This is a genomic window from Aquabacterium parvum, assembly GCF_001447195.1.
In the GTDB taxonomy this organism is placed as follows: domain Bacteria; phylum Pseudomonadota; class Gammaproteobacteria; order Burkholderiales; family Burkholderiaceae_C; genus Aquabacterium; species Aquabacterium parvum.
This window is the reverse complement of the sequence record NZ_LFRI01000174.1, coordinates 1-22958: the sequence shown is the minus strand read 5'-3', so window position 1 is coordinate 22958 and position 22958 is coordinate 1. Positions and strand designations below refer to the sequence as shown.

The following is a 22958-nucleotide window of genomic DNA, read 5'->3' as shown; positions in this document are numbered from 1 at the left end:
CAGCACACACATATGAAACAGGGTTCCGAATCATGCTGACCGCCGAGCAACAAGCGCGCAAAGAGCAATACGTCACCAGCGTACAGGACGCCTCCAGCGGGCGCCCGCACTACATCCCGGGCGAGCCTTGCCAGCAGTGCTACCGCACGCACCTGCAACTGCTGGTGGTGCTGCCCTCCGTGGTGGCCAAGGACCATGAGGCAGCCGTCAAGCAGGCGGGTGTGAGTTGGCCTGCGGCCTTTGACCCTGCCCTGGATCGCACCAAGCTGGCCAACGCCGCGCCGGTGGCACGCGTCATGCGCGAAGGCTATGTTTACCTCTTCTATCCGGACAAGCAGCGTTGGGACATCTGGCAGGTCATGCGCAACGGCCTGACTCGCCAACTCTTGCAACAGGTGCGCGTTCCGCACTACGCGAAGGGCATCCAGCCCCACCTGGATGCAGGCGAGATCAAGCAGTGCCGCCAAGGCGCAGCCAACCATCAGGCGCACCTGATCAGCATCGCGCATGCCAATGCCGTAGGCAATGTCTGGATGGCCTTCAGCCCACGTCTGTGGTCAGAAGCCACCTTGCAGCGCTACACCGATAACGCCGAGGCGACGGTGGCAGGGCCGGATGGCAAGCCCATCGGTACGAAGAAGGCCAGAGAATGGCGCGGCGTGAGCTTCAGCCCCAAGGCCGTGGCCAAGGGCCAGCGGCCCGGCAGGCACATGCTGCCGCTGGATGCTGAGCACCTGCGCAGCCATGTCATTGACTTTGCCGATGGCCAGAGCGGCTTTTGGCCTTCCACTGCGTTGCGCAAAGCGTTCGGATCCGCCATAGAGCCGATCAATGCGATTCGGTTTGGCGCCGCCGATGAGTTCGCCCAGAAAGTGCGGCGCATCGAGGAAAGCACTGCGCCACCTGGGCACCCTGACATGTTCAAGGGCAAGTCCGTCATCCTGATGTTGGACGACCCGGAGGGCGTGGTCGAGCAACTCAACGAACTGCGCAACACTCAGATGGAAGCGGCCACCCGCCACGCGGCTGAGCACCAGCGAGCGTTCCTGTCCGCCGAGGTGATCGAGTCATTCAGGATGCAAGTGGAGGCAGAGGCTGAACAGGCGTTTGACGAAGCGGAAGCGCAGCGACATGACGTGGCCCAACACCACCCGGTCGGCACCATCACCAAGATGGGCCCGGACGGCAAGCCAGTGGCATGGAAGCCAACGGAGCTGCCGCAAGCCACGATGCAAGAGCGCCGACGGGCCAGCGTCGACAAGCAGAGCAAGCAAGCCTGGGCTGAGTACGCCGACAACCTGCGCGATGTCGCTGAACCGGAGCGCTTCCTGAAGGCGTACAGAGCACAGGTTGAGAAGTTGCAAAAGGCCGTCGAGCGGGCCGCCGTTGATCACCTGGCCTGGCTCGATCACCCCAGCACCCTGGCCATGCGCCAGATGGACTTCGACCCCTGCACCCGGCTCGATGCGGTCGCTTATGAAGAAATGGCCTGCAATCTCATCCACGGCATGGGGGTGACGGATCGCTGCAAGCAATGGATGGAGACCCAGGTTGTCCACAAGAAGCCTGGCGCGCCCGAGGCCCTGGTTTGGAACGCCCTGCTGGGCAACCAGAAGGACGTGACAGAGCATGTGCTGGGCTCGCTGCAGGTATTGAAGTGGGACAAGGTTTACTCCGTCCTCAAGAAGGCGCTGACCTTCCCCGACCGTGGCAAGAACACTCCGGCTGGGCGCTTGGCTGGGGGCTGGGAGAGGGTTCTGGCCACGGCAGCCGGTCCGCTGTCCAAGGCGCTGTCGGACGACAACACCAACCGCGTCGTCAAGACGCTGTTTGAAGGCGTGATCTGGACCCGCGCTGGTGCCATGTGGGCTCAACACACGTTCACGACAAGCGATGGCCTGAGGGGCCTGGCACGGTTCTTCGAGTTCTCCACCTGGCGCATGGTGGACATGACCTTGAGCCTGGACGGCAGCAACCCGTTTGCCTTCAAACGCGACTTTGGCACACGCATGGCGGTGCCGGGCCAAGCCCCGGTGCTGGCGGCCACCTTGCCGCAGCCCAAGCCCGATGCGGTCAGCGGCTTGCGCTATGTGGTGGTTGCACCTGAGACCGTAGAGGCTGCGCAGAACACGATGCGCCAGTTCGGGCAGATGCGCGAGGTCAGCACCGCCTTGGCGGCAGATACCTTTGTCAACGTCAAGAAGGGCTTCAACCTGGACGGCAGGCTCAGCGCCATCAGCCTCGTCTTTGAGCTGATCAACTATCACAAGGCCGAGGGCGCATTGGCCAAGGCCGATCGCTTCAAGCAGCCTCAGGCCGAAGCCGCGCTGCGCGCGGCAGTGTTGGGCGGTGTCAATGCCGTTGCTGACATCCGCGCGGCATGGGTCAAGGGCGTGTATGGCGAGAACCTGCAGTGGGGCGTGACCAAGGGGCTTGGGGGGCTGTGCGGCGGAGTGGCTTCGTTTATTGGGGCGTATTGGGCTGGGGTCAACGCGTACGAAGCTGGACAAGAGAAGCGCTATGCCATGGCCGCACTGTATTTAGGAGCCACTGGCGCAGGGATCGTCTCTGGCTCCGCCACCATCGCCAGCGGTGGCGCATCTTTCTTTCAGGCCAAAGGCTGGATAAAGCCCACCACCGCAGTCCGTTCTCGCGCCCTTGCAGCTCGCCTGGGTATCCGTGCTGGCCTCATCGGTCTGGCTGTGGCTGCCTTGATCTGGGCGTTCGAGAAAAAGCCCATCGCTGAGTGGATGGCGCGCACTTGCTGGGGAAAGAAGCCGAAAGACCAGCAATGGCGTGACTGGGATGAGGAGTCGAGAGAGTTGGACAAGTTGATCAAGGTGAAGCCGACATGATCGAAGAAGCCATGACGGTGATCACGCACTGGCTGCACCGATATGCACTCTCTGGCAAAGCCGGTAAGGACATGCAGGAAAGCGCGCAAGCAGATGCTGACATGAACCTCTACACCGGAGAGGGTGACGGAACGCTGGAAGAGGAGTTGTCGGAACGCCCCGGGGCGGAGTTGCTCTGTGTCGGTCGAGATGCCATCTGCGCTGAGCCCGACGACAACGAGTCCATATTCAAGCTCGACGAACGTCACCTAGATGCCATGTCCGCATCGCACCTCATGCGAGGCTTCTTGTGCGTACCGGGCGCTGCATTTTTATGGCTAGCGGGCACCGGTCTGGTGATGTTCTCTCATCTATTCATAACCGAACTGGCCAACGGAAATCGAGATGTCGGCCTGTTCTTGATGAGCTTTCTTGCTATTGGCGGCTCGGCGTTCTTCTCTTGGCTCTTCTGGCGCTACTTCGTCAGCTTCGACTGGTTCCACTACCGCGCCAACCCCATCCGCTTTGACCGCGAGCGGTGCATGGTGCATGTCTGGCGCAGCTCGCGCGTGGGCGGGCCATTCAGCGTGCCGTGGGATGACAGCCTCTATCTGATGCGTGGCCAGCGAGACGGCGACAACGGCGAAGGCGCGCGCATCTTCCCCACCACCTTCCTGAGCGTGGACCCGGCCACCCGGCGCATCAAGCGCCGCTTTGTGGTCGGCAAGACCATCACCAACCAGGCCAAGTCAGATGCCTTCATCGCCTACATTCAGCGCTACATGGCCGAAGGGCCACAGGCTGTGCCCACACCCAAGCGCTGGGCCAAGATGACGCCCTCGCTGACTTATTCCTTCAACGCCTACTTCAACATCACCGGGGCGCTGGAACTGCAACGCAAGGGCACGCTGGGTTTGGGGCACCTGGTCTTCATGACGGTGCTGTCACCGCTGCTGGTGCTGCTGTCACTGGCGCATTTCATCGCCATCGTCACCGGGCGGGAGCCAAAGTGGCCAGGGGCAATGCAATGAATTTCATTCAAAGATCAGAGGACTGGTTTTCTATGTTGACTTCTTCGCTAACTGTACTGCGTACCTGCGCCGCCTCACTGGCGATCGCTGCTGCCGGGATGCATCCCTTATCAGCCAAGGCCAATGCCGAAACGCTCAAGCCGGAAGCCGTGGAGTTCCTCAACAACCTGGGGCTCGGTGACATAGGCACCCGTGGGGCTCGTTTGGATGCCTATCGCCGAGCGACATGGCAGACCGGCCCCGCAACGGTAAAACTTGGTGAAAGCGTTGTTGTGCAAATTCCTGCTGGCGTTCAATGGCTTGAGCCCGCAGTGGTAGCGAAGATCGAGGGGGCCCATGGAGCCACCATTGAAGATCCAACCCTGCGCATTCAATCTGGTGATGCATGGACCTTGATGCTGTCCCTTATCCCCTCAGGACACGTAGAGGATGTGACATTGCCGAACAACGTGATGGAGCTCACGGCAATGCGCTTGCAACCATGGCCAGTTCAGGAGGACTTCACCATCGGACGAGACCTTCGCTACACACCAGAGAAGCTCAAGTGGTTGAAGTCGCCCACCTACGACGGAGCCAACCACCTGGCGACCTATGCTTACACCACGGGCGATGACGTACACCTGCGTGAAAGGCAACATCTTGCCGCCTGGCTGCGGCTTGGTGCTCGTGAAGTGTTGATGGGTGTTCTGGACAGTCCCTTCGATGACAGTGTGGAGGCGAGGATCAAGGCCGTTGACCAGTTCATGAGCGGTGCTGTCTTCACTGAGGGGCATCGGCACACTGATGCAGGCTGGTTTGAGAAAACTTCACAAGCCTCCTTGACTCGCCTCGTTGCTGGGCCACCGTCTGCACGAGAGGGTTTGGCTTCAGCAGTTGAGCAGAAGGACCAGACCAAAAAATGGTGGTTGATTGCCGCCGTTCTGATCATCGTTGCATCGTTGATTCGGGGGCGTCGAAAAGACACGGCTGTGGGGCAGTCAGGCTCAGGCACGAAGACATCGACAACGACCTGATCACTTGTTGCGGCTTGAGAGGATGCTCTGTATGGTTCACATGTCGATATGCGCTGCCAAGAAGGCGACGCGAAGGCACGCGACATTTGGGCACCTGCTCCTCATGACGGCGCTGTCTCCGCTGCTGGTCTTGCTGTCGTTTTCGCACTTCATCGCCACCCTCACAGGGCGTGAGCCGAAGTGGCCGCCTGAGATGTCGTGACGTGCCTGACCTGGCTGACCGCCCTTGTGTCATGCGCAGGCGCTCACCTGCGGCCCTCGCGTTCGAGCAAACTTTGCTTGCGCTCAACCCCCCAGCGGTAACCGGAGAGCCCGCCATCGCTGCGGATGACGCGGTGGCAGGGCACCACCACCGCCAGCGGGTTGGCCGCACAGGCCGACGCCACGGCGCGCACGGCATCGGGTTTGCCGATGCGCGTGGCCAGCTCGGTGTAGCTCACGGTCTGCCCCGGCGGGATCTGACGCAGCGCGTCCCAGACCTGCAACTGGAACTCGGTGCCCAGCGGGTCGAGCGGCCAGTCCAGGCCCTGGCTGGGGTCGGCCAGCATGGTCTGCACCGCGTCCAGCGCCGCCGACAGCTCGGCCTCGTCCTGCATCAGCTGAGCGCGGGGAAAGCGCTCGGCCAGTTCTTCGACCAGCGCGCCCTCGTCGTCGCCCATGAGGATGGCGCACAGGCCGCGCCCGCGGTCGGCCACCAACAGCAAGCCCTTGAGACCCGGACCACAGGCACCGACGTCATATCGGATGAATTCGGACGACACAGGACGCATGGCAAGCTCCTCTCGGCAAGGTTGAGAAAAAGGTGGCGCCTGCATCGGCCAAGCCCAAGGGCTCAGCCTCCGAGGTGCCGGGCGAAAAATGCGGTCGTGCGGGACCAGGCCAACTCGGCGCACGCGGCGTCGTACACCTCGGCGCGGCGGGAATCGTTGAAAAAAGCGTGTTGCGCCACGTAGTGGTGCACCTCGGGCGACTGCCCGACGGCACGCATGTCGGCTTCGAGGGAGGCCGCCGCCGCAGGCGTGCACCAGGTGTCGAGCGTGGCGAAGTGTCCCATGAAGGGGATGCGGATGAGCGCGGGGTCGGCCACCTGGCTGGGCGGGATGCCGTAGAAGCACACGGCCGCCGACAGCCCCGGCACCAGCGCCGCAGCCGCGACCGTGAGCGCCCCACCCATGCAAAACCCGGTGACGCCGACCTTGCGCCCGCCTTCAGCCAGGTGGATCACGCAGCCCGCGATGTCCTGCTGGATCGCATCGGCGAAATCCAGGCTGTCCATGAGGTGATGGGCCTCGTCTGCCTGGGTCGTTGCCCGGCCCCGGTACAGGTCGGGGGCGAGCACGGTGTACCCCTCGGCGGCCAGGCGGTCGGACACGCTGCGAATGTGGTCATTGAGCCCCCACCACTCCTGGACCAGGACGATGGCCGGCGAGCCCGTGCGAGGGCTTGGCGCGAGGTAGGCGGGGGTCTTGCCGCCATCAGGACGGCCGACCTCGATCATCTGGCCCATGGGGAAACGGTTCCGTGAAAAATGCACAAATGAAAGGGGTCAGGCCATTGTGCCGTCCGCCGCCCGACTTGTCTTCACCGGGTTCGCCCTGCCACCCAGGCATGAATAGAATGCATGCGATTTCATCAATCCGTCATTGGCACTCATGCTTGACATCCGACACCTGCGCTCACTCGTGGCCATCGCTGACACCGGCAAGCTGGCCACCGCCGCCGAGCGTGTGCACCTGACCCAATCGGCGCTGTCACACCAGATCCGCGCGCTCGAGGAACACCACGGCCTGCCCCTGTTCGAGCGCACGCGGCACGGCCTGACCTTCCTGCCCGCTGGCGATCGGCTGCTGCAACTGGCGCGCACCGTGCTGGCCGAGGTGCAGGCCGCCGAGCGCGACCTGCAGCGCATGAACGGCCAGGCCAGCGGGGAGCTGCGCATCGCGCTCGAATGCCACACCTGCTTCGACTGGCTCATGCCCGTGATGCACCAGTTCCGCCAACGCTGGCCGGGCGTCGAGGTGGACCTGGTGGCCGGTTTTCACGCCGACCCGCTGACGCTGCTCAAGGAAGGCCGCGCCGACCTGGTCATCGGCTCGCGGCCCAAGGCCGTGCGCCCCTGGCAGGTGCTGCCGCTGTTCCGATTCGAGATCCTGGCGGTGCTGGCCAACGACCACCCGCTGCGCCACAAGCGCCACCTCAGCCCAAAAGACTTCGAAGGTGAAACGCTCATCACCTACCCGGTGCCCGAGCAGCGCATCGACCTCATCCGCGAGGTGCTGCAGCCCGCCGGCATCGCGCTGCAACGCCGCACGGCCGAACTCACGGTGGCCATCGTGCAGCTGGCCGCCAGCCGACGGGGCATCGCCGCCCTGCCCTCATGGGGCCTGCAAAGCTACCTCTCGCATGACTACGTGCAAGGCTTGCGCATCGGGCCCAAGGGGCTGTGGAGCGAGCTGCATGCCATCTGGCCGCGCGCGCAATCGGGCCAGCCATGGATGCAGGACATCGCCGGCATCATCCGCAGCGAGTGCGCGCAGTTGCCCGGCATCGAGTGGCTGAGCTGAACCGCATTCAACAGGAACCCCCATGCTGATCACGCAAGACATCGAAACCGGCCCGAACCCCACGGCCAGCATCATCATCCTGCACGGCCTGGGCGCCGATGGCAGCGACTTCGTGCCCTTTTGCGGCGAGCTCACGCTCGAAGAGGTGGGCCCCGTTCGCTTCGTGCTGCCCAGCGCGCCCGTGCGGCGCGTGAGCCTGAACAACGGCTACCCCATGCAGGCCTGGTACGACATCCTGCCGGTCAGCGGGCCCAAGCGCGAAGACGAGGCCTCGTTGCGCGAAGCGCACGTGCAGGTGATGTGGCTGATCGAGCGCGAGATGGCTCGCGGCGTGCCAGCTGATCGCATCGTGCTGATGGGCTTTTCGCAGGGCTGTGCCATGACGCTGATGACGGGCTTGCGCTGCCCGCACAAGCTGGCGGGCCTGGTGGCGATGTCGGGCTACCTGCCGCTGGCGGACACCACCGCAGCCGAGCGCCACGCCGCCAACCAGCACACGCCGATCTTCATGGCGCATGGCAGCGAAGACGACGTGGTGAGCATCGCGCGCGGCGCGGCGGCGCGCGATGCGTTGGTTGGGCTGGGCTACGACGTGAGCTGGCACAGCTACCCGATGGACCACTCGCTGTGCATGGCCGAGGTGGATGACATCCACGAGTGGGTGGCGGAGAGGCTTCGCCTGGCCTGACCCGCCCCCCTCGCTCGCCGGTCGGCAAGCCCTGCTCACTCGGACGGCAGGGCCACCTTCGAGAGCACAAAAGCCCTCACCGCGCTGGCGTCGTAACCCAGCTCGCTGCCCCAACCATCGGTGGCGCTCGAGTCGACATACAAGGTCTCGCTGAAGCCTGCGACCACGCAGCCGTTCGGGTTGCAGCCAGCTGGCAGGTTGGTGGTCATCAGGTCGTGCACCGTCATCGTCGCGGGGGAGCCGCCGAAGGGGTCCTCGTTGACCAGGGGCGTGCCCGGGTTGTCCACGGTGGGCGCGCGGCTGGTGTCCGAAGGGTCTTGCGTGCGCGAGAGCACCGCGCGCGTGCCCCGCACCGCCTGGAAGCTGTAGCGCGCGAAACCATGCGGGTGCCAGGCCTGGTAAGGCAGCGACACCACGTCGCCATCGTCCACTTCCAGCACGCCGCAGCACTCGTCGGCCAAGGTGCTGCCCACGCTGGGCGCGGGCAGTTGCGCGTAGCAGGCGTTGTTGTCCACGTGCAAGGTGACGATGAGGCTGTTGCCCGAAACCAGGCCCAGCGGCTGCGCATCGGTGGTGTAGATGGTGCCGGTGAGGTCAGGCACATCGGGCACGACGAACTTGATGCCCAGCGCGTTGATGTCGATGGGGGCGCCCTGCGCATCGAACAGATCGACCTTGATCTGGATGCGGCCGCTCTCGTCGGTGGTGCCGGAGACGACGCTGCCGTTGGCGTTGTAGCGCAGGCCCGGCACGAAAAGGTGGCTGGGCAGCTTGGCGCTGGTGAGGTGCTCGACGACCTCACCGGCGCTCGGCGGCGTGTCCCACAGCCCTTCCGGCGCCACCGACGGATAAGGGATCTGGGTCAGGTCGGGCACGAAGGTGCCATCGCCTTTGGGCACGGGCTTGGGGCCCAGCGTGTAAGGCGTCCAGGCGGGCACTGGCCCGGTCGGGGTGGGCACGTCGTGTCGGTAGTAGTGCTGGATGCCGTCTTTGAGCGGCTGAAAGCTGCCACTGCCGCCACGCCGCCAAGAGACCTGGTAATGACGCACGCCCAGGGACTCGAGCTCGTTGGCGAACAGCAGGCGCGGGCGCAGCAGGCCACCGAAGGGCCGCCCGTCCGAGGTGAGCCCGAAGCGAGCGGCCACCTCGGAGGCTGGTCGCGTGTCACGCAGGTGCTTGCTGGTGCCGTAGACCTGGCTGAGCGGCAGGCCACCGATGGCCAGGAAAGCGACCCAGCGTGACGAGCCCGACGGCCCCACCACCGGCGGGCAAGGCGCACAGGTGTGCGCGAAGGGACTGGATGTGTAGAGCTTGACATCGGTGCCCGAGGCGTAGTCCCACCAGGTGTGACAGGCCACCGGCGTGGGCGCGTAAATGGTGGCCTTGATCGGGCCGAAGATGTTCTGCGTGGCCTTGAAATAGAGATCGGGCGTGTCGTGGTTGTGGCAGCCCTGGAAGAACAGCGTGCGGAAGTGGCCGCAGGCATCGGTGGTGGCGGTGCCCACGCGCTGCATGGTCACGAAACGCGGGTAGAGCCAGCACAGCAGGGGCCGGATCAGCACCGGGTTCTGGATCAGCGCCTGCTGGAACTGCAGCGTGCTGCCAGCCTGAGCGAGGTAGCGCAACTCGGTGGCTTCGGTCAGCTTGGCGAGGGTGGCGGAGCTGTCTGCGGTCAAGGCGTGGCTTTGAGCGGCCAGCGTGGTGCTGCCCTTGAGCTTGCGCAGGGCCGCGCCCGTGAATTCGAGGGGCAACGGGTCGGGCCCGGGTTGCGGGATGGGCACAGGTCCGCCACGCACCGGCACATCGATGAGGGGCTTGGGAATGCGGGCGTTGGCGATGATGTCGCGAAGGCGATCGATCACCAGCACCGGCAGCTTGGGGATGATGAGGTAGAGCGGATCGACCTCGTAGACCTCGACGGTGGCGTTGCAGACCGGGAAGTCGACTTGCTGGCCGCCAATGGTCACCTTCTTGAGCAACTGGCCCTGCACGAACACGGCCGAGCGCAGCCAGCACAACCAGTTGGGCTCGAAGACGGTGAGGCTGGCCACCAGCTCGCGCTGGCCGGGGCGATAAGCCAGGTGCTGTTCGATGGCGCCACGGCGAACAAGCTCGTCAAGGTCAGGTTGCTTGTCGTCGAGCTTGGGGCCCACGAGCACCCGCAGGTTGTCGGCCGCTGCGATGGCCTGGATGCTGAAGCGGGCTTCACCCTTTTCATTGATGGGCGCACTGCCCAGCGGAGCGGCTTCGGAGCTGAAGACGTAGGCGTGCGCGTCAACCTTGGGGGCGTTGTTCGACGTCGCTTGAAAACGAACTTGGACCGCGATGTTCAGGGCAGTGGGTTTGCCCTGTTGAAGCTTGGTGGCCATGAAGACTCTCCTGTCGTTGAGGGTCGACACGAAGAGATCGACCTGGTGAGGTCAATCTAGTCTTCAAGGCTTGCGCATGCCTCCCAAAGCTTGGGGGGAAGAGGAGGTCAGGGTAGGGGGGCGTCATCTGAACGCAGCGGGCATCGCAAGCTCGCCAGACAGGAAGCGCTGATCACGCGTTTCGGCACAAGCTTTTGGCGCGGGTGCGCCCTGGCCCTCTTGCTGCAAGGCCTCCTCTCTGCGCCCCAGAGCGGCCAGCACTTGGGCCCTGTGCGTCAGCGTCTCCTGGTACATGCCTTCGTCGTCGGGCTCGCACCGCTGGTGGAATCCTTCGATGGCGGCATCCAGCTCGGACAGCGCTTGGTCGTGACGCCCCAAGGCATGCAAGGCCCAGGCATGCGAATCCAGGATGGCCGGCGTGGTGTCCAGCGTAAGGGCTTGGGCCAGCAGGGACTCGGCCAGCTCGGGCAGCCTCGGTGGCTGCTGATCGACCAGACCATATCCCGCAGAGTTGAGGCGATCGGCCAGCGCCTTGCGGCTGATGCCGGGCTCGGACAGCCAACTGCTCACCAAGGCTCGGATCTCGCTGCCTGACCCATGCGCCAGCAACACATCCATGAGCTTGCTTCGGACGCGCTCGTGCGACATGGGCGACCAGCCTTGGCGGAGCAGACCTTGCAAGCCCTTGATCTGACGCTGCGGATCGGTCTGGGCCATGACGGGGTTGAGCGCTGCCGCGAGCTTGCGGCACTCCCCTTCGTCGGTGCTGGTGTAGAGGCGCATGGTGGTGGGTTTGCGATCCAGGACACGGGCCGTGTGTCCCCCTGGCAAGGACAGGCCACAGAAAATCGCGCCGCCCTCTGCGTCGATCAGGTAGGGGTGGTCGGCCACGCCGTTGTCGTCCTGGTCGACCAGCCTGAAAGTCATGCCCTGGGGGCCCTGTCCGAGCAGGGGCAACACCATCCAGTCCTGCGGTTCCACCGGTGTCTTCGAGCGGTACACGGCAGTGCGTCCTTGCGCATCGGTGACGCCCTGGTGTGCATCGGGCCCTCCCTCCCACTTCACGCCTTCCCGTGTGCTGACCTGGTAGCGGGCTCGGCGCCAGGGTCTGTCGGGCTGGCGGGCATCGCGCACCACGAATCGGTAGGTGTGCTCCCCTTCCCCCACCGAAACAACGGACTTGTCGCCGACCGATGGGTGCAGGCGTTCGAGGTAGGTCTGCCCTTGCCCCTGATCGGCCGAGTGTCGGCAACAAGCCTGGGCTTGCGCCGCGCAGGTGGCGGCCAGCACGAGGGCGATGGCGCCCATGAAGCACCTGGCTTTGTGACGTGTCATGTTGAGGTCCTCAGGGTTGGCGGCAGCGAACGGACTGCTTGGGCCATGTCTGCTGACCACTCGGTCCGCGCACGATGAGCTGCCCGCAGCGAGCGCTCAATCGAAGTTGCCAGCCTTGAACGGCGCGGGCATCGGCGGCCTCGTCATCAGCCTCGGTCATGGGCTCGCCGCCGTTCGGCGAGTGCACCGGCACAGGTGCCAGCGTGCCGTCGGGCAACAGGCGCGCGAGTTGCTGACCCGGGCTCGTCCAAGCCAGGCCATCTTCGGCATGCGGGTCGGTCCCCCACCATGGCGTGCGCAGCACCAGCCGGCCGGACGCGTCCAGCAGCTCCATGCCAGCCAGCTCGCCCGCGACCAGGTAGCGGTCGGCAGCGAGGCGCCAGCTTTGGCCGCGGCGAGGCGGCGTCAAGGCGCGCCCATCGGCAACGCGCCAGAGTTGATGCGTGAGCTGGCCCTGCGCATGAACGGACACGCGCACAACGTGGTCGTCCAGCCACTCGATGGCTTCGGGGGAATCGGTCAAGGGCGGCACGCGCCAGCCGCCATCCGGGCCCAACACGCCCCACTGCTCCCCTTGGCGCGCAAACAGCCAGTCGCCACGGGCCTCACGCAGCTCGTCCACCTCGGGTGCGTTCACGCGCTTGGCCGCGAGGGGGGCGATGAAGGTGGTGCCTGCGGCATCGCCCTCGCTGTTCTGGCAGCGCAACCAAGGCCCCGACCAACCACCGCAAGCCGTCAAGGCACCAGGAGGCAGGGCCAGGCGACGCCCATCCGAGCCGATCAGCACGGACCTCGATCCTCCGTCGTGATCCGGGTGCCGGCCCCATGTCAAGCCATGGTGAAAGGCTTCCATGCCCAACCACTCAGGCGAGATCAACCAACGCCCCATGCCATCGATGGCACCAAAGCGGCCATCGGTGCGCTGCACGACCACGGGGTCGGAGGGCAGTTGACCGGGCATGAGCAAGGCCCACTCAGCGCGGGTGAGCACGCGCAGGTCGGCGGTGACGACGCCTGGCTCGGCGGTGTCATCGTGCGGGTGCAGCAGGGCGCGGATGGCACCAGGGACAGCGGGCGATCGATCGCCCTCCCACAAGAACTCGATGCGGTGGTGCTTGAGTCGCTCGCGCTCATCGGCGCTGAGCACGGAGCGCCCATCCGGCCCGATGAGGTCCGGGGCGCCACCATCTCGCTTGGGCGAGAGCCAGATCCAGCCTTTCTGCAGGTGCTCGTCGTGCTCGGAGGTGTCCAGGACCTCGATTCGGTCATCCGGCAAAACGATCAACAGGGCCTCGTGCAGGTCGTACACCCAGGCGTCGCCCCAGCGTTCTTGGCGTGGCGACGTCACGTGGCCCTGCGTGCGGTGGAGCTCGCGCAGGTCAGGCCCCAACCACACCCACTCCGAGTGCTCGGGCGAGACCACCCACAGACCCGGCCGGTCCATTTCGATGGCCTGGTAGCGGGTGCTCGACAGCGGCTGCCCCGCCAGGTCCACGAAGAACCACCCGCCCGCGCGGTGCACCGCGACCTTGCCTGCATGCAGCAGCGGCTCGAGCTCGCTGCGCAAGGCCAGGGGCGAGGCCAGCCAACGCCCTTCCTGAAGCGACCAGAGCCCCCACCAGTTGCGCCCGCTGGGCAAGCGCACGCGGACAGGCCAGGTGCCGCCCACCGGTCGCCCCAGTTCCACGACTTCACGGGGCCACTGCACGACCTCGCCCGTGTCCAGCCGCCAGGTCTCGGACGGCGGGGTGACGCGCACACGGATGGCGCGGTCTTCCTGCATGCCGCGGTGATCGAGGTCGAATGACCCCGCCTCGCTCAACCACGGCAAAGCCTGCCCTGTGGCACTCAACCTCTGGAGTCGGCCACGCTCGACAGCCCAGGCCAGGCCCTGAGCGTCGAACGACGTGACGTCGTCGTAGCGCGGCTCGAAACGCCACCGCCCCTGCAGGTCGATGAAGCCCCACTTGCCGTCCTTCTGCGCAGCAGCCAGGCCTTTCGAGAAGGCCATCACGCTGCCGTAGACCGGCTCGATCACCATGCGCCCCTGGATGTCGACGAAGCCCCACAGGCCGTCCGCACTCCCGGGCATTGGCACGCGCAACGCCATGCGCCCTTCGCTGGGCAGGTGGTGACACCAACTCGCATGTTCGATGCGATCGGGACACTCCTGGGTCCAGTGAGGCACTGCCCAAGCAGAGCCGCACCAAACGCCCCAAACCGCCGTCAGCCAAGCCGCCCCGGAAAGGGCGCCGCAGAGAGCTCGCCAGCGCGAGCGCCACATGTTCGCCGACATCAGCGGCCTCCTTCCAGCAGCCAAACGGCCTGCAAAAACTCGCGAGAGACACCTGTGAGCTGCAAACCGCCGCCCTCCCCCCTCGAGAAGGTCAAGAAGGGGTAGGCCTGGCGCTCTAGCCGACCTGCCGGGGGCAGGCCCAGGCCCATGGCGAAAGGCTGACCGGCCTTCGCAGGTCGGGTTCGCATCAGCTTGTCCAACCCGGGCAAGCGCACATACCAGACCTGCGCACACTGCCCGGCGAACTCGACCTCTGGCTCGGGGTAGAGCCCCCCGTCACCCACCGGCTCGGCGCGCCGGATCCACTTGAGCAAGGCCTGTCCCAAATTCACATTGGGTGCCTGCTTCACATCAAAGCCGATGTCGTTCAACAAGGCCTCTGGACGACGGGTCACCGCCGACAAGGTCGACATGGCCCGTGACGGATCGGCCTGATGTCGACGCCACCCCTCGCTGTCGGCCGCGCTCGGCTGCCGGCCCAGCAGCAGCGGTTGCCAGGTTGGCAACCACGCGGCCAGCCAGGCAGCTTGGTCACGCCGGGCTTGCTCCTGGCTCCACGCGGTGGGGGCAAGCGCGCAGCTGGCATCCACGGGTGGCTCATCGCGGCGAACCCAGCGCGGTGGCAGGCCCAGGGCTTCGCAGCCTTCGCACAGCAAACTGCCGTCGCTCGACGCCGAAGGCTTCAGGCGCACGGCCACCGCCTTGGGCGAAGCACACGCCTTGGCCTGCTCTGCGAGCTCGCCGTGCCAGGCCACCAGCCGGACACCCGAGGGGTCAGGGCAACGCGTCCACACCGCGGGCAGACGTGCATCGTCCACGTCACCAGGTCGGGCGAACAGATCGAAGCCCACATAGGCCGTCCAGGCGCTGAGCTGGATGCTGGGCTGACGCAACTCGCGCAGCCTGCGGTCCACGAAAGCGCTGTGAACCTCACCCGCGTCTCCAAGCCCCACGGGCACGTAGCGCGCGTCGATCACGGCGCCCATCCTCAAGGCCAACGGGTGGTCATCGCGACGGGCTCGCAATGGCCGGGGACGATCGGCCTGCCGCACCTGCCAAAGGCCGTTCTCGTCGGGCGCGAGCACCAACTGGTGCCGGTCGAGACCGAACTGGGCCAGCACTTGCACCGAGCCATCGCCTCCCGTGTTCAGGGCATCGATGGACGAGTACACCGGCGCCAGCAGCTCGTGCAGGCGATCATCGAGCAACCCGACTCGGTCCACCCAGCGAACAGACAACAGGCCGGCACCCTCAGCCACGCCGTCGAACGCTTCGTAGCGCTTGGTCGACAAGGGCAGCGGGCACTCACCGGTGATCGCGTGGCAAACGCCTTGCAAGCTCCCCTGGCTGACGATCACCCAGGGGCTGCGGGAGCCCACCCACGACACGCTGCCGAACTGCACCGGCAACACCGCTCGCCCAGCCGCATCGAGCACGCCCTCGCGGTGCCCCTGCCTGACCTCGAACAACCAACGCGTTTTCGAGGGGTCTTGCGGCCACAACCGCACGGGGCGAAGCTGTGTCCAGATGGCATCTGTGACGACCCGTCCTTCGGCGTCGAGCACCCCCTGTCGCTGCTGCGCGCCAGAAACAACGAAGCCCTGAGGTGCGCCGCGCTCCCCGAATGGCTCGATGTGCTGGTAGCGCAAGGCCGTGATCGCTTGCCCGTCTGCGTCAATCAGCCCCCAGGCCCGATCTCGCGTGACGACGGCAACGCGCCCGGCCGGCACGATGTGCTCGTAGCGCCCTGCGGGCACCAGCGTTCGCGAACCATCGGCCGTCAGCAATGCCCCATCGGCACCGATGCGTCGGCCTGCTTGAGGCCAGTCTGTGAACCTGGCCTCGGCAGCCGACACCGACTCGCTCGCCCCCGCCCATCCGGCTGCAGCCAGCGCACAGGCCACCAGCAAGCCTTGCGCGCTCGATGCGACACAACGCCTCACCCAGTTTTTTGTCATGTTGATTGTTCTTTCAAGAAGGCGCTGTTTCGTCTCTGACGACCCAGCGCACCACCACCCAGGCCAAACCTGCACCGGCCAGCACGTCGATCACGTTGTGCTGCCAGGTGGTCAGGGCAGACAGCGCAACACCCACGGCCCACGCATCGCACCCGCCTCGGGCCCAGCGCGCGCTCAGCACCGATCGCCAGTGAGACCAGAGCACACCCAGGATGGCCACATGCAGCGAAGGCACGAGGTTGCTCGCCCCGTCAAAGGTGGCCAGGGCCTGGAACCACGGCGCCCACACCGAACCACCCACGTCAGGCCAGCGCTGCAAGCGCATGGGCCACCACGCGAAACACGCGAAGCAAGCCAGCTGCACCAGCAACAAGCGAGCAGCCAACCTGTGAAGGCTGACGCCATCGCGGGCCACGAAGAAGGCCAGCACATAAGCCACGTTGATGCTGCAATAGACCACGATGCTGGCCGGCCAGAAAGGCACCCAGGCATCCCACGGCCCTTGCGACCCCGGCAGGTCTTCGAGGCGCAGCGCGCGGCGCAGCGTCAGCTGGTAGCCCGCAGCGAACACCGCCGCGCAGGCCATCAGCAAGGTCACCGATTGAGAACGGCTGGCTCGCTCGCTCACGACGCAGGCCACCCCAGCGCATACACGGCCGCGATCACGTGCTCGCTGACCGCGTCCGCCGGTGCCTGCCCCTGCGCACCGACGTGAGGCCCCAGTTCACGCAACAAGGCGCGGTCCTGAAAGGCCCCGATGACCAGGCCTCCCAGGCCCATGCGCGCGGTCTGAGCCTGCCAGGCGCCAAGCCAGGAGCCGGCCTCCAGCAACATGAATCGCCCGCCTCGCTCACCGTATTTGTTCACGTGGGGGCCAGCTTGAGCGGTCACCACCAGGACCGCTGCAGGGCTGTCCATGTCGACACCCAGGATGGGCTTGAGCCGCGCCCAATCGGGTGCCTGACCGATCGGCGTCAAACCATGCGACAGGGGGTCGTATCCCTGAACGGAGGGCGCCAACACCGCCCCCTCTCGGGCCAGCCGCCACCCGATCACGTGCACTTGCAAGGGGTACTTGCCGCCACCCGACGCGAGCCCTCGGCCGCCATCGTGACGCCGCGCCATGGGCCACAACAAGGCTGACAAATCCGCCAGCTCGATCGCCCGATCGGAGAACGCTCGCACGCTGCGCCGAGGTGCCCAGGCATCGACCACCGAGGCATCGGGAGCTGGCAAGGGCTGAGCCGCCGAGCTGAAGCAGGCGCGCAACGGCTCGTGCTCGAGTGCGGCGTCCTCTTCGATGCGCTGATGCATGAGCAACGCGCGCGTCGGGTTGAGTTCGCTGGCCCGCCAGAATGCCTTGAAGCAAGGGGCGCCCACATCGGGCCCAGCCACAGCCGGATCCAGGTCCGCACGGGGCAGGCTCGACGTCCAATGCGGCACCACTGTCGCATCGATGAAGGGTGGATTGATTTCGTTCATGGCTGCCTCGTCATCAGCCCAGGGGGTGAGGCCAGGGGTTGGACAGCGGGTGATGGGCCACGGCATCCGGGTAGCGCCAGCGCCAGTCACCGGTTCGCCCGCCGAGGAAGGGAGCGCGTTCGTCTGCGTGCAGCAAAGACAACTGCGGCGACAACACACGGACCACCCTGAGCCCCGCCTGGGCCACATCAGGGGGCGTGAGCTCGCGATAGGCCAACTCGATGCCGTGCTCCAGCAGGCAAAGGACGAGGTCTTGCAGTTGCGACAGCTCGCTTTGGGGGCCGGTGTGTGCCGACTCCTTGGTCATCGCGTCATGCGCCCGACGCCTGCGGTGTTTCAACAAAGGCAGTTGCGCCCAACCCTGGGGATGACAGGTGTAGTAAGCCGCGTGCTCGTCAAAGCGACGCAGCGCAGCAGGCTCAGCCGGCACCGAAAACTGTTGCACGAGGTGATCCGCAAAGCGCAGGCTTTGCGCCCATTCCAGCCAGGCCTTGTCGATGGCCTCGTCCAGCGTGGCTCGGCAGGCGATGCCGAACGCGTGGCGGACCTGCCCGCGCGCATGGTGACGCCCCATCACGGCGACCACCGGGTGAGGGCTCCAGGCCTGGGTCAGGTCCAGCGCCACCACCTCGGCCCCGATGGCCGACGCCACGCTCTCGCATCGCTCGGGCAAGTCAATTTCCAGGCCCCCCAGTCCATTGAGCCAGGTCACCGCCAGCGCATCGCGCTCCAGCACTTCTTGGGTGGCTCGCAACAGGGCTCGCCAGGGCCCCGAGCCAGCCGTGTCCTTTTGGGCCGCCAGCCCGCTGGAGGTGGAAGGCATGCGCGCTCGCCCTGCCCTCACACCCAGGCCCACCAGCTCTTGCGGCACCCACACCCGCTGGTTGTCATGCAGGCGAAAAACCGGGCTGAAGCCATCGTCGTCACCCACGGGCATGGGCCAGGGAAACCCGGCTTGCGCACGCTGGGCGGACGAGTACAGGGCGAAGCGGTCTTCCGCCCACAGTTCAAGCTCAGGCACGTCCGCGCGGCGACGAACAGGCACCGACGCCCTCGCCGCGGCATAGCGCTCCAGGGCCTCGGCCAAAGCGGCCTCACAGGCCTGCACCGGGTCTTGCCAGGCCACGGCGCCAGACACCCCTTGCCAGTCGTTGACAGGCTCGGCTGGCACCGCCACGTGGACCATGCCTGGCACCTCCCAGGCCTCGGCGCGAGCCCGGTGCCATGGCAGGCAGATGCCAGTGCGCGCGTCTGCAGCCGCCATCAGGGTGGCATGCGATGCGGGCGTGGGCAACGTCGATGCAAGGGCCAGCGCCATGACTCAGAGCGCGCCCATCCAGGCCATGGCCTCGAGCACGATCGCCCCCAGGATGAGGACCAGCGACACCACGCCCACCACGATGGCCTGCACAGGCCCGATCCCGGCGCGTTGGTGAAGCCTGACCCAGCCGACCAAGGACAGCAGGGCCAAGCCCGACGAGATCACGATGGCGCCGATGTCACCCAGCATGGAGCCAAACAAGGCGAACACAATCACCATCACCACCCAGAACCAGGTTGACGACAACAGGCTGGGCTCGTCAGCGGGCGAGGTGCTCGGTGTCGCGGCCAGGCTCGATGCACCGCTGGCCTCGCTGTTGACCGCGTTGGCGCTGGAGATCGCCGCGTCTGCGGGCGCCACGCCTTCGGGATGAGCCCACGGGTTCGTGGGCTCGATCGGCCCGGCAGCGGGCACGCCGTCTTCGCCAGCGCCTCGCGCCCGCTTGCGCAGGTGCGCCAGGTACATGCTCGATGCAACCACGGCGCTGCCCAAGGTGACCACGCAACTGCTGCAGCACGTGCTGGTTGAGCCGCCAGCGGCAGCCGTTTCAAGGTGCTGACGCGCGCGGGCGTCGAACTGAGTCGGCAGTTTGATCATTCGGAGAATTCGCTGGGAAGCACACCGTCAGGTCAACGGACCCACGGCAGGTTGAAAGGCGGTGCCAGTTCGGCATCCTCGTCTTGGCGCGAGGCCTGGCAGACGGGGCAGCCGGGCTGCACGTGCACGTGATGTCGGCTCAGGCGCAGCTGACGCAGGTCGAGCGCCGCCACCCGCTCCACCAGCTCGGGCCCCAGTCGCACGACATCGGACAACAAGGCAGCGACACCGGCGGCCCGACGCAACATTTCGGGCTCAGGCGGCGGCTGCAGGTCGCCCCATCGCTGGAGCACACGCTGTCCCAGGCAAGACACGCAGGCGGTCTGACCTGGCACCACCAGGGGCCCCACGCTCAAGGTGTGGTGGTGGGCAAGGTCCACCAGCAGGTGAGGCCCTCGCCGATCCCACGCGGTGTATTGCTGCAACAGCTCTGCCCAGCTCGCTGAGGTGCGCACAAGCAAGGTCAGGGGCGCATCGTCCGAGGCAGATGCGAGCCGCCAGCCCTGGCGGCTCAAGCCTTCGGCCAGGGCCTCGCACTCGGCACCGAACCACACCAGTCGGGCATGGGCCTCGAACGGGCGCTGTGCGCCCTCGGGCACCAGCGCACCCAGCCGCCTGAGTTGCCTCAGTGCAGCGCCGAGCTGTGGGTCATTTGCCCAGGTGGCAGCGTCGCCGCCCTCGCACAGCTCGATCAGGCGAGCGTGCAGGGCCGGCGGCGCTTCGTCGATGAGGTAAACCTCGTCAGCGCCGGCCTGCACCAGCAGGTGCTCGCCCAGCGATTCGATGCGCCAGGCGGGGCTGATGCGCCAGCTTTGCGTTGCCACTTGCGACATCGGCTGTTCAGCGAAGAGGGGCGCCTGAAACACAAGCAATCGGCCGCGCCATGGCGCCGGTCAACACACCCATGAAAACGGTGCGGTACATGGATTGCTCTCCTTGATTTGTGCCTTGAGGCCGTGCGCGGGGCAAGGCTTTGTGATGGACGTGATTCTCGGGGCTGGCGCGCGCGGTCGAACGCAACACGCCCCCCTCTAACGGGGGACGGATCCCCTCGCAGCACCGCCCACATGAACGATGCCCATGGGAAGTCATTGCCTGAACAGTGGCAAGCCCGTTGAAAAGTGGAGCCCCTTCTCTCGGCACAAACGCTCCATCAGGCCCTCGTCAGGCCGATCCGGAACCGGACGTGGTGTGCTGTCCCATTGGAATCGGCCAGACCACTTCGGCAGTGGCGCCGGCGGCAACGGGACGATGCGATCCAGATCGGGCAACACCCCTCTGTCAGATTCATGGCCAATGAGGAACATCCGGATGCGCTCGTACCGATCGGCCCGCGCTGGATCGGGTTCGACCGCCCGCGCTCGGAAGGGCCAACGGCCTCGCCGCTCGCCCTCGAAGATGGCTTTCATGTTGTGGGCCGCCTCCGCGCTGCCGGCGGCCACGGCACGCTGCAGCATGGGCAAGCCCTCGGCGAAGTTCTTCGCCCTGAGCAAATCACCCGCCACGACGGTGATCGAAGGTGCGTGACCTTGCTGGGCGGCGCAGCGATGCAAAGCCATGCCCAAGTCCCTGGTTCCCGGCCTGGCCACATCGACCACCTTCGCCATGGTGGAGTCACCCAGCAGCCATTCAGCCAGCTTGTGCTGGGCCACCGGGCTGCCCAGGTCAGCGGCCATGCGATAGTCGTCCAGGGCCTGCTGAAGGTCCCACCCCTGTTCCGCAAAACCGCCACGGCGCAGGTAGCCGTCGGGCAGGCGCCTGTCGATCATCTGCGCGATGACACGTTCGACCTCTTCCTGCCGATTCATCCGCAAGGGCGTGGCAACCCCGTCGTATGACTGGTCCACCAACACGTACAACCAGTTCATCAGGTGCCAGCCCGCCTTCGGATGCCCGTGCGCATGGGCAACGCGGAGGTAGCGCGCCACCTCGTTGAACTCGGCCATCTGCGACTCGCGCAGCGATGTGTTCGATCGCTGGTTCAACAGGTGAAGACCCCGCTGAAAAACCCGCTCGACGTCGGCCGACACGGTGGGAAGGTGCTCGCTCTCAGCGGAGCAGAGAAAGGCCAATGGGGACAACTGCACGGCCTTGCTGGCGGCCCAGACTGGAGAAGCATGGGCGAACACCAACAGCGTCAAAGCGATCAGGCTCCGGGTGAGATCCACGACCAGCGCGTTGATGGCACCGATGTTCATGCCTCGAGTTCCAACAGCATGAAGGATTCTCAACGGCAACACGGCAGCCACATGCAAAGGGCTTTCTTCCACAGAGACCACTCGCGAGTCGATCAAGATCATCGAAGCACCACGCACTTGTGCTGGAACCGCGTCACATACCGCTAGATACCGGCCGCCCGGTCTTGGGGTCTAGCCCCTTGGCGCGCGCCATCTCCTCGATGCGCTTCTCAGAGGGCAAAGGCGGCGGCACGTTGGCCTTGTGCTCCTCCAGCCATTTGAACTTGCCATCCCATGGCGGCAGCTGAGCCGGTGGCAAGGGCACGATCTCGTCGATCTCGGGGACCTTGGGGTCGAGATAGTCGTAGTCGGAGAGAAACTTCCAGATGATTTCGTAGCGACGAGCGCGTTCAGGATCAGGCGTCACGCCCAGGTACCCAATTTCCTTGGGATCAACGAGCTTGAATCCCAGCTTCATCCGACTTGCGCATAGACTGTTTCCAGCTTTCGCCCCTAACTGGTATGCCTCCATGGCCTCTTTGGGCTTTTCTTCGTAGATGTAGACACCAAGGCCAACTGCTGCCTCGGTGTGACCTTGCTCCGCCGCGCAGCGCAGCATCTGCAGACCGATCAACACCACCTCGGGAGGGTGACGCCGGGTATCAATGAGCTTGTCTCCGATCAGGTACTGGGCATCCGGGCTGCCCAAGTCTGCAGCCTTTCGGAAATAGCGCTTGCCCAAATCAAAGTCGCCGACAACGCCATAGCCTTGCATGAGGTAATTGCCCATGTCGTGGTAGCCGCCAGGAACGCCTCGCTGTATCAGGTCTTCGACCAGATCCACACTTTCTTTGATCGGGTTGGGGCTTTGTGCCTGGCCATTCTTGAGCATGCCACGCAAGGCGAGGTTGGCTTTGTCGTGCCCATGTGCGGTCGCAATACGCACCAAGCGCTCGATGCCTGCGTAGACGGCGGGATCATCCTTGAGCAAGTTGTTGCGCCGCAGCCAGCGGGCATGTTGGTAAAGCTGATCGGCTTCAGGATCACGCGGAGGGATGCGGTCAGCTTCCTTGGCGCAGGTGAAAGCGGCATCGGTCCTCAGGCCGGCCATGTCGGGGGAGGCTGAGATGGTCACGAGGGTATCTTTGGCCTGACATCGTCGGCCTTGCAAAATTCAATTTGAGCCCTTGAGTGCATGATCGTGGCTGCGTTCAAGGCTTGCTCGGACCCACATGCCCCACATGGCCAGCCACAAGGCGGGCGCAAAAAGGCCCTTCAGGCCCTTGCGGGCGA

General features: G+C 65.6%; 18 protein-coding genes. 5 read left to right on the top strand and 13 right to left on the bottom strand.

Features of this window, described 5'->3' with window-relative positions:
* Positions 1-32: 32 nt before the first annotated feature.
* The 3 genes from ABG80_RS06940 to ABG80_RS21890 are packed head-to-tail and all read left to right on the top strand — an operon-like array spanning position 33 to position 4878.
* Positions 33-2855: a T6SS effector BTH_I2691 family protein gene (locus ABG80_RS06940; RefSeq protein ID WP_058087029.1), complete on the top strand. Its 2823-nt coding sequence runs from the start codon at positions 33-35 to the stop codon at positions 2853-2855.
* Entirely contained in the window at positions 2852-3865 is a 1014-nt protein-coding gene (locus ABG80_RS06935) for a DUF6708 domain-containing protein (RefSeq protein WP_058087028.1), read from the top strand. Before ABG80_RS06940 ends, ABG80_RS06935 begins: the two co-directional genes overlap by 4 nt.
* Positions 3862-4878, top strand: a complete 1017-nt coding sequence (locus ABG80_RS21890) for a hypothetical protein (RefSeq protein WP_152987510.1) — start codon at positions 3862-3864, stop codon at positions 4876-4878. The genes ABG80_RS06935 and ABG80_RS21890 overlap by 4 nt, the downstream gene beginning before the upstream one ends.
* A 245-nt stretch (positions 4879-5123) precedes the next feature.
* Here the strand turns inward: ABG80_RS21890 and ABG80_RS06915 are convergent, their stop codons facing one another.
* Together ABG80_RS06915 and ABG80_RS06910 are read right to left on the bottom strand one after the other, a co-directional pair.
* Positions 5124-5648 carry a methylated-DNA--[protein]-cysteine S-methyltransferase gene (locus ABG80_RS06915; protein ID WP_058087024.1) on the bottom strand — a complete coding sequence of 175 codons (525 nt, stop codon included), beginning with the start codon at positions 5646-5648 and terminating at the stop codon, positions 5124-5126.
* A gap of 62 nt (positions 5649-5710) precedes the next feature.
* Entirely contained in the window at positions 5711-6385 is a 675-nt protein-coding gene (locus ABG80_RS06910) for a dienelactone hydrolase family protein (RefSeq protein WP_058087023.1), read from the bottom strand.
* Between the two features lie 145 nt (positions 6386-6530).
* On the opposite strand from ABG80_RS06910, the gene ABG80_RS06905 reads away from it, so the two are divergent.
* Entirely contained in the window at positions 6531-7442 is a 912-nt protein-coding gene (locus tag ABG80_RS06905; RefSeq protein ID WP_058087022.1) for a LysR substrate-binding domain-containing protein, read from the top strand.
* A 22-nt stretch (positions 7443-7464) separates the two neighbouring features.
* Positions 7465-8130, top strand: coding sequence for an alpha/beta hydrolase (locus ABG80_RS06900; protein ID WP_058087021.1), 666 nt, complete (start codon positions 7465-7467; stop codon positions 8128-8130).
* A 35-nt stretch (positions 8131-8165) separates the two neighbouring features.
* On the opposite strand, the gene ABG80_RS06895 is transcribed toward ABG80_RS06900, so the two are convergent.
* The 11 genes from ABG80_RS06895 to ABG80_RS06845 all read right to left on the bottom strand — a co-directional run bounded on the left by ABG80_RS06895 (position 8166) and on the right by ABG80_RS06845 (position 22800).
* On the bottom strand, positions 8166-10499 hold the full coding sequence (locus ABG80_RS06895; RefSeq protein WP_058087020.1) for a hypothetical protein: 2334 nt from the start codon (positions 10497-10499) through the stop codon (positions 8166-8168).
* A 123-nt stretch (positions 10500-10622) separates the two neighbouring features.
* On the bottom strand, positions 10623-11834 hold the full coding sequence (locus tag ABG80_RS06890) for a tetratricopeptide repeat protein (protein WP_152987509.1): 1212 nt from the start codon (positions 11832-11834) through the stop codon (positions 10623-10625).
* Positions 11835-11844: 10 nt separating this feature from the next.
* The gene (locus tag ABG80_RS06885; RefSeq protein WP_058087018.1) at positions 11845-13926 is read right to left on the bottom strand and encodes a WG repeat-containing protein; all 2082 of its coding nucleotides are present in this window, start codon (positions 13924-13926) and stop codon (positions 11845-11847) included.
* A gap of 203 nt (positions 13927-14129) precedes the next feature.
* Positions 14130-16088: a hypothetical protein gene (locus ABG80_RS06880; protein ID WP_058087017.1), complete on the bottom strand. Its 1959-nt coding sequence runs from the start codon at positions 16086-16088 to the stop codon at positions 14130-14132.
* 13 nt (positions 16089-16101) lie between these two features.
* Positions 16102-16716 carry a phosphatase PAP2 family protein gene (locus ABG80_RS06875; RefSeq protein WP_152987508.1) on the bottom strand — a complete coding sequence of 205 codons (615 nt, stop codon included), beginning with the start codon at positions 16714-16716 and terminating at the stop codon, positions 16102-16104.
* Positions 16713-17570 carry a nitroreductase family protein gene (locus tag ABG80_RS06870; RefSeq protein ID WP_058087015.1) on the bottom strand — a complete coding sequence of 286 codons (858 nt, stop codon included), beginning with the start codon at positions 17568-17570 and terminating at the stop codon, positions 16713-16715. The genes ABG80_RS06875 and ABG80_RS06870 overlap by 4 nt, the downstream gene beginning before the upstream one ends.
* A gap of 13 nt (positions 17571-17583) precedes the next feature.
* Positions 17584-18888 carry a YcaO-like family protein gene (locus ABG80_RS06865; protein WP_058087014.1) on the bottom strand — a complete coding sequence of 435 codons (1305 nt, stop codon included), beginning with the start codon at positions 18886-18888 and terminating at the stop codon, positions 17584-17586.
* A 3-nt stretch (positions 18889-18891) separates the two neighbouring features.
* Entirely contained in the window at positions 18892-19488 is a 597-nt protein-coding gene (locus tag ABG80_RS06860) for a hypothetical protein (RefSeq protein WP_058087013.1), read from the bottom strand.
* A gap of 32 nt (positions 19489-19520) precedes the next feature.
* Entirely contained in the window at positions 19521-20321 is an 801-nt protein-coding gene (locus ABG80_RS06855) for a TOMM precursor leader peptide-binding protein (protein WP_152987506.1), read from the bottom strand.
* A 255-nt stretch (positions 20322-20576) separates the two neighbouring features.
* On the bottom strand, positions 20577-21686 hold the full coding sequence (locus ABG80_RS06850) for a DUF6396 domain-containing protein (protein WP_058087011.1): 1110 nt from the start codon (positions 21684-21686) through the stop codon (positions 20577-20579).
* Positions 21687-21819: 133 nt separating this feature from the next.
* Entirely contained in the window at positions 21820-22800 is a 981-nt protein-coding gene (locus tag ABG80_RS06845) for an SEL1-like repeat protein (RefSeq protein ID WP_058087010.1), read from the bottom strand.
* Positions 22801-22958: the final 158 nt, after the last annotated feature.

What these genes read in the sequence shown, in the direction of transcription:
- ABG80_RS06940 (WP_058087029.1), top strand. Translation starts at nt 33, where the DNA reads ATGCTGACCGCCGAGCAACAAGCGCGCAAAGAGCAATACGTCACCAGC.
- ABG80_RS06935 (WP_058087028.1), top strand. Translation starts at nt 2,852, where the DNA reads ATGATCGAAGAAGCCATGACGGTGATCACGCACTGGCTGCACCGATAT.
- ABG80_RS21890 (WP_152987510.1), top strand. Translation starts at nt 3,862, where the DNA reads ATGAATTTCATTCAAAGATCAGAGGACTGGTTTTCTATGTTGACTTCT.
- ABG80_RS06915 (WP_058087024.1), bottom strand. Translation starts at nt 5,648, where the DNA reads ATGCGTCCTGTGTCGTCCGAATTCATCCGATATGACGTCGGTGCCTGT.
- ABG80_RS06910 (WP_058087023.1), bottom strand. Translation starts at nt 6,385, where the DNA reads ATGGGCCAGATGATCGAGGTCGGCCGTCCTGATGGCGGCAAGACCCCC.
- ABG80_RS06905 (WP_058087022.1), top strand. Translation starts at nt 6,531, where the DNA reads ATGCTTGACATCCGACACCTGCGCTCACTCGTGGCCATCGCTGACACC.
- ABG80_RS06900 (WP_058087021.1), top strand. Translation starts at nt 7,465, where the DNA reads ATGCTGATCACGCAAGACATCGAAACCGGCCCGAACCCCACGGCCAGC.
- ABG80_RS06895 (WP_058087020.1), bottom strand. Translation starts at nt 10,499, where the DNA reads ATGGCCACCAAGCTTCAACAGGGCAAACCCACTGCCCTGAACATCGCG.
- ABG80_RS06890 (WP_152987509.1), bottom strand. Translation starts at nt 11,834, where the DNA reads ATGACACGTCACAAAGCCAGGTGCTTCATGGGCGCCATCGCCCTCGTG.
- ABG80_RS06885 (WP_058087018.1), bottom strand. Translation starts at nt 13,926, where the DNA reads ATGCCCGGGAGTGCGGACGGCCTGTGGGGCTTCGTCGACATCCAGGGG.
- ABG80_RS06880 (WP_058087017.1), bottom strand. Translation starts at nt 16,088, where the DNA reads ATGACAAAAAACTGGGTGAGGCGTTGTGTCGCATCGAGCGCGCAAGGC.
- ABG80_RS06870 (WP_058087015.1), bottom strand. Translation starts at nt 17,570, where the DNA reads ATGAACGAAATCAATCCACCCTTCATCGATGCGACAGTGGTGCCGCAT.
- ABG80_RS06865 (WP_058087014.1), bottom strand. Translation starts at nt 18,888, where the DNA reads ATGGCGCTGGCCCTTGCATCGACGTTGCCCACGCCCGCATCGCATGCC.
- ABG80_RS06860 (WP_058087013.1), bottom strand. Translation starts at nt 19,488, where the DNA reads ATGATCAAACTGCCGACTCAGTTCGACGCCCGCGCGCGTCAGCACCTT.
- ABG80_RS06855 (WP_152987506.1), bottom strand. Translation starts at nt 20,321, where the DNA reads ATGTCGCAAGTGGCAACGCAAAGCTGGCGCATCAGCCCCGCCTGGCGC.
- ABG80_RS06850 (WP_058087011.1), bottom strand. Translation starts at nt 21,686, where the DNA reads ATGAACATCGGTGCCATCAACGCGCTGGTCGTGGATCTCACCCGGAGC.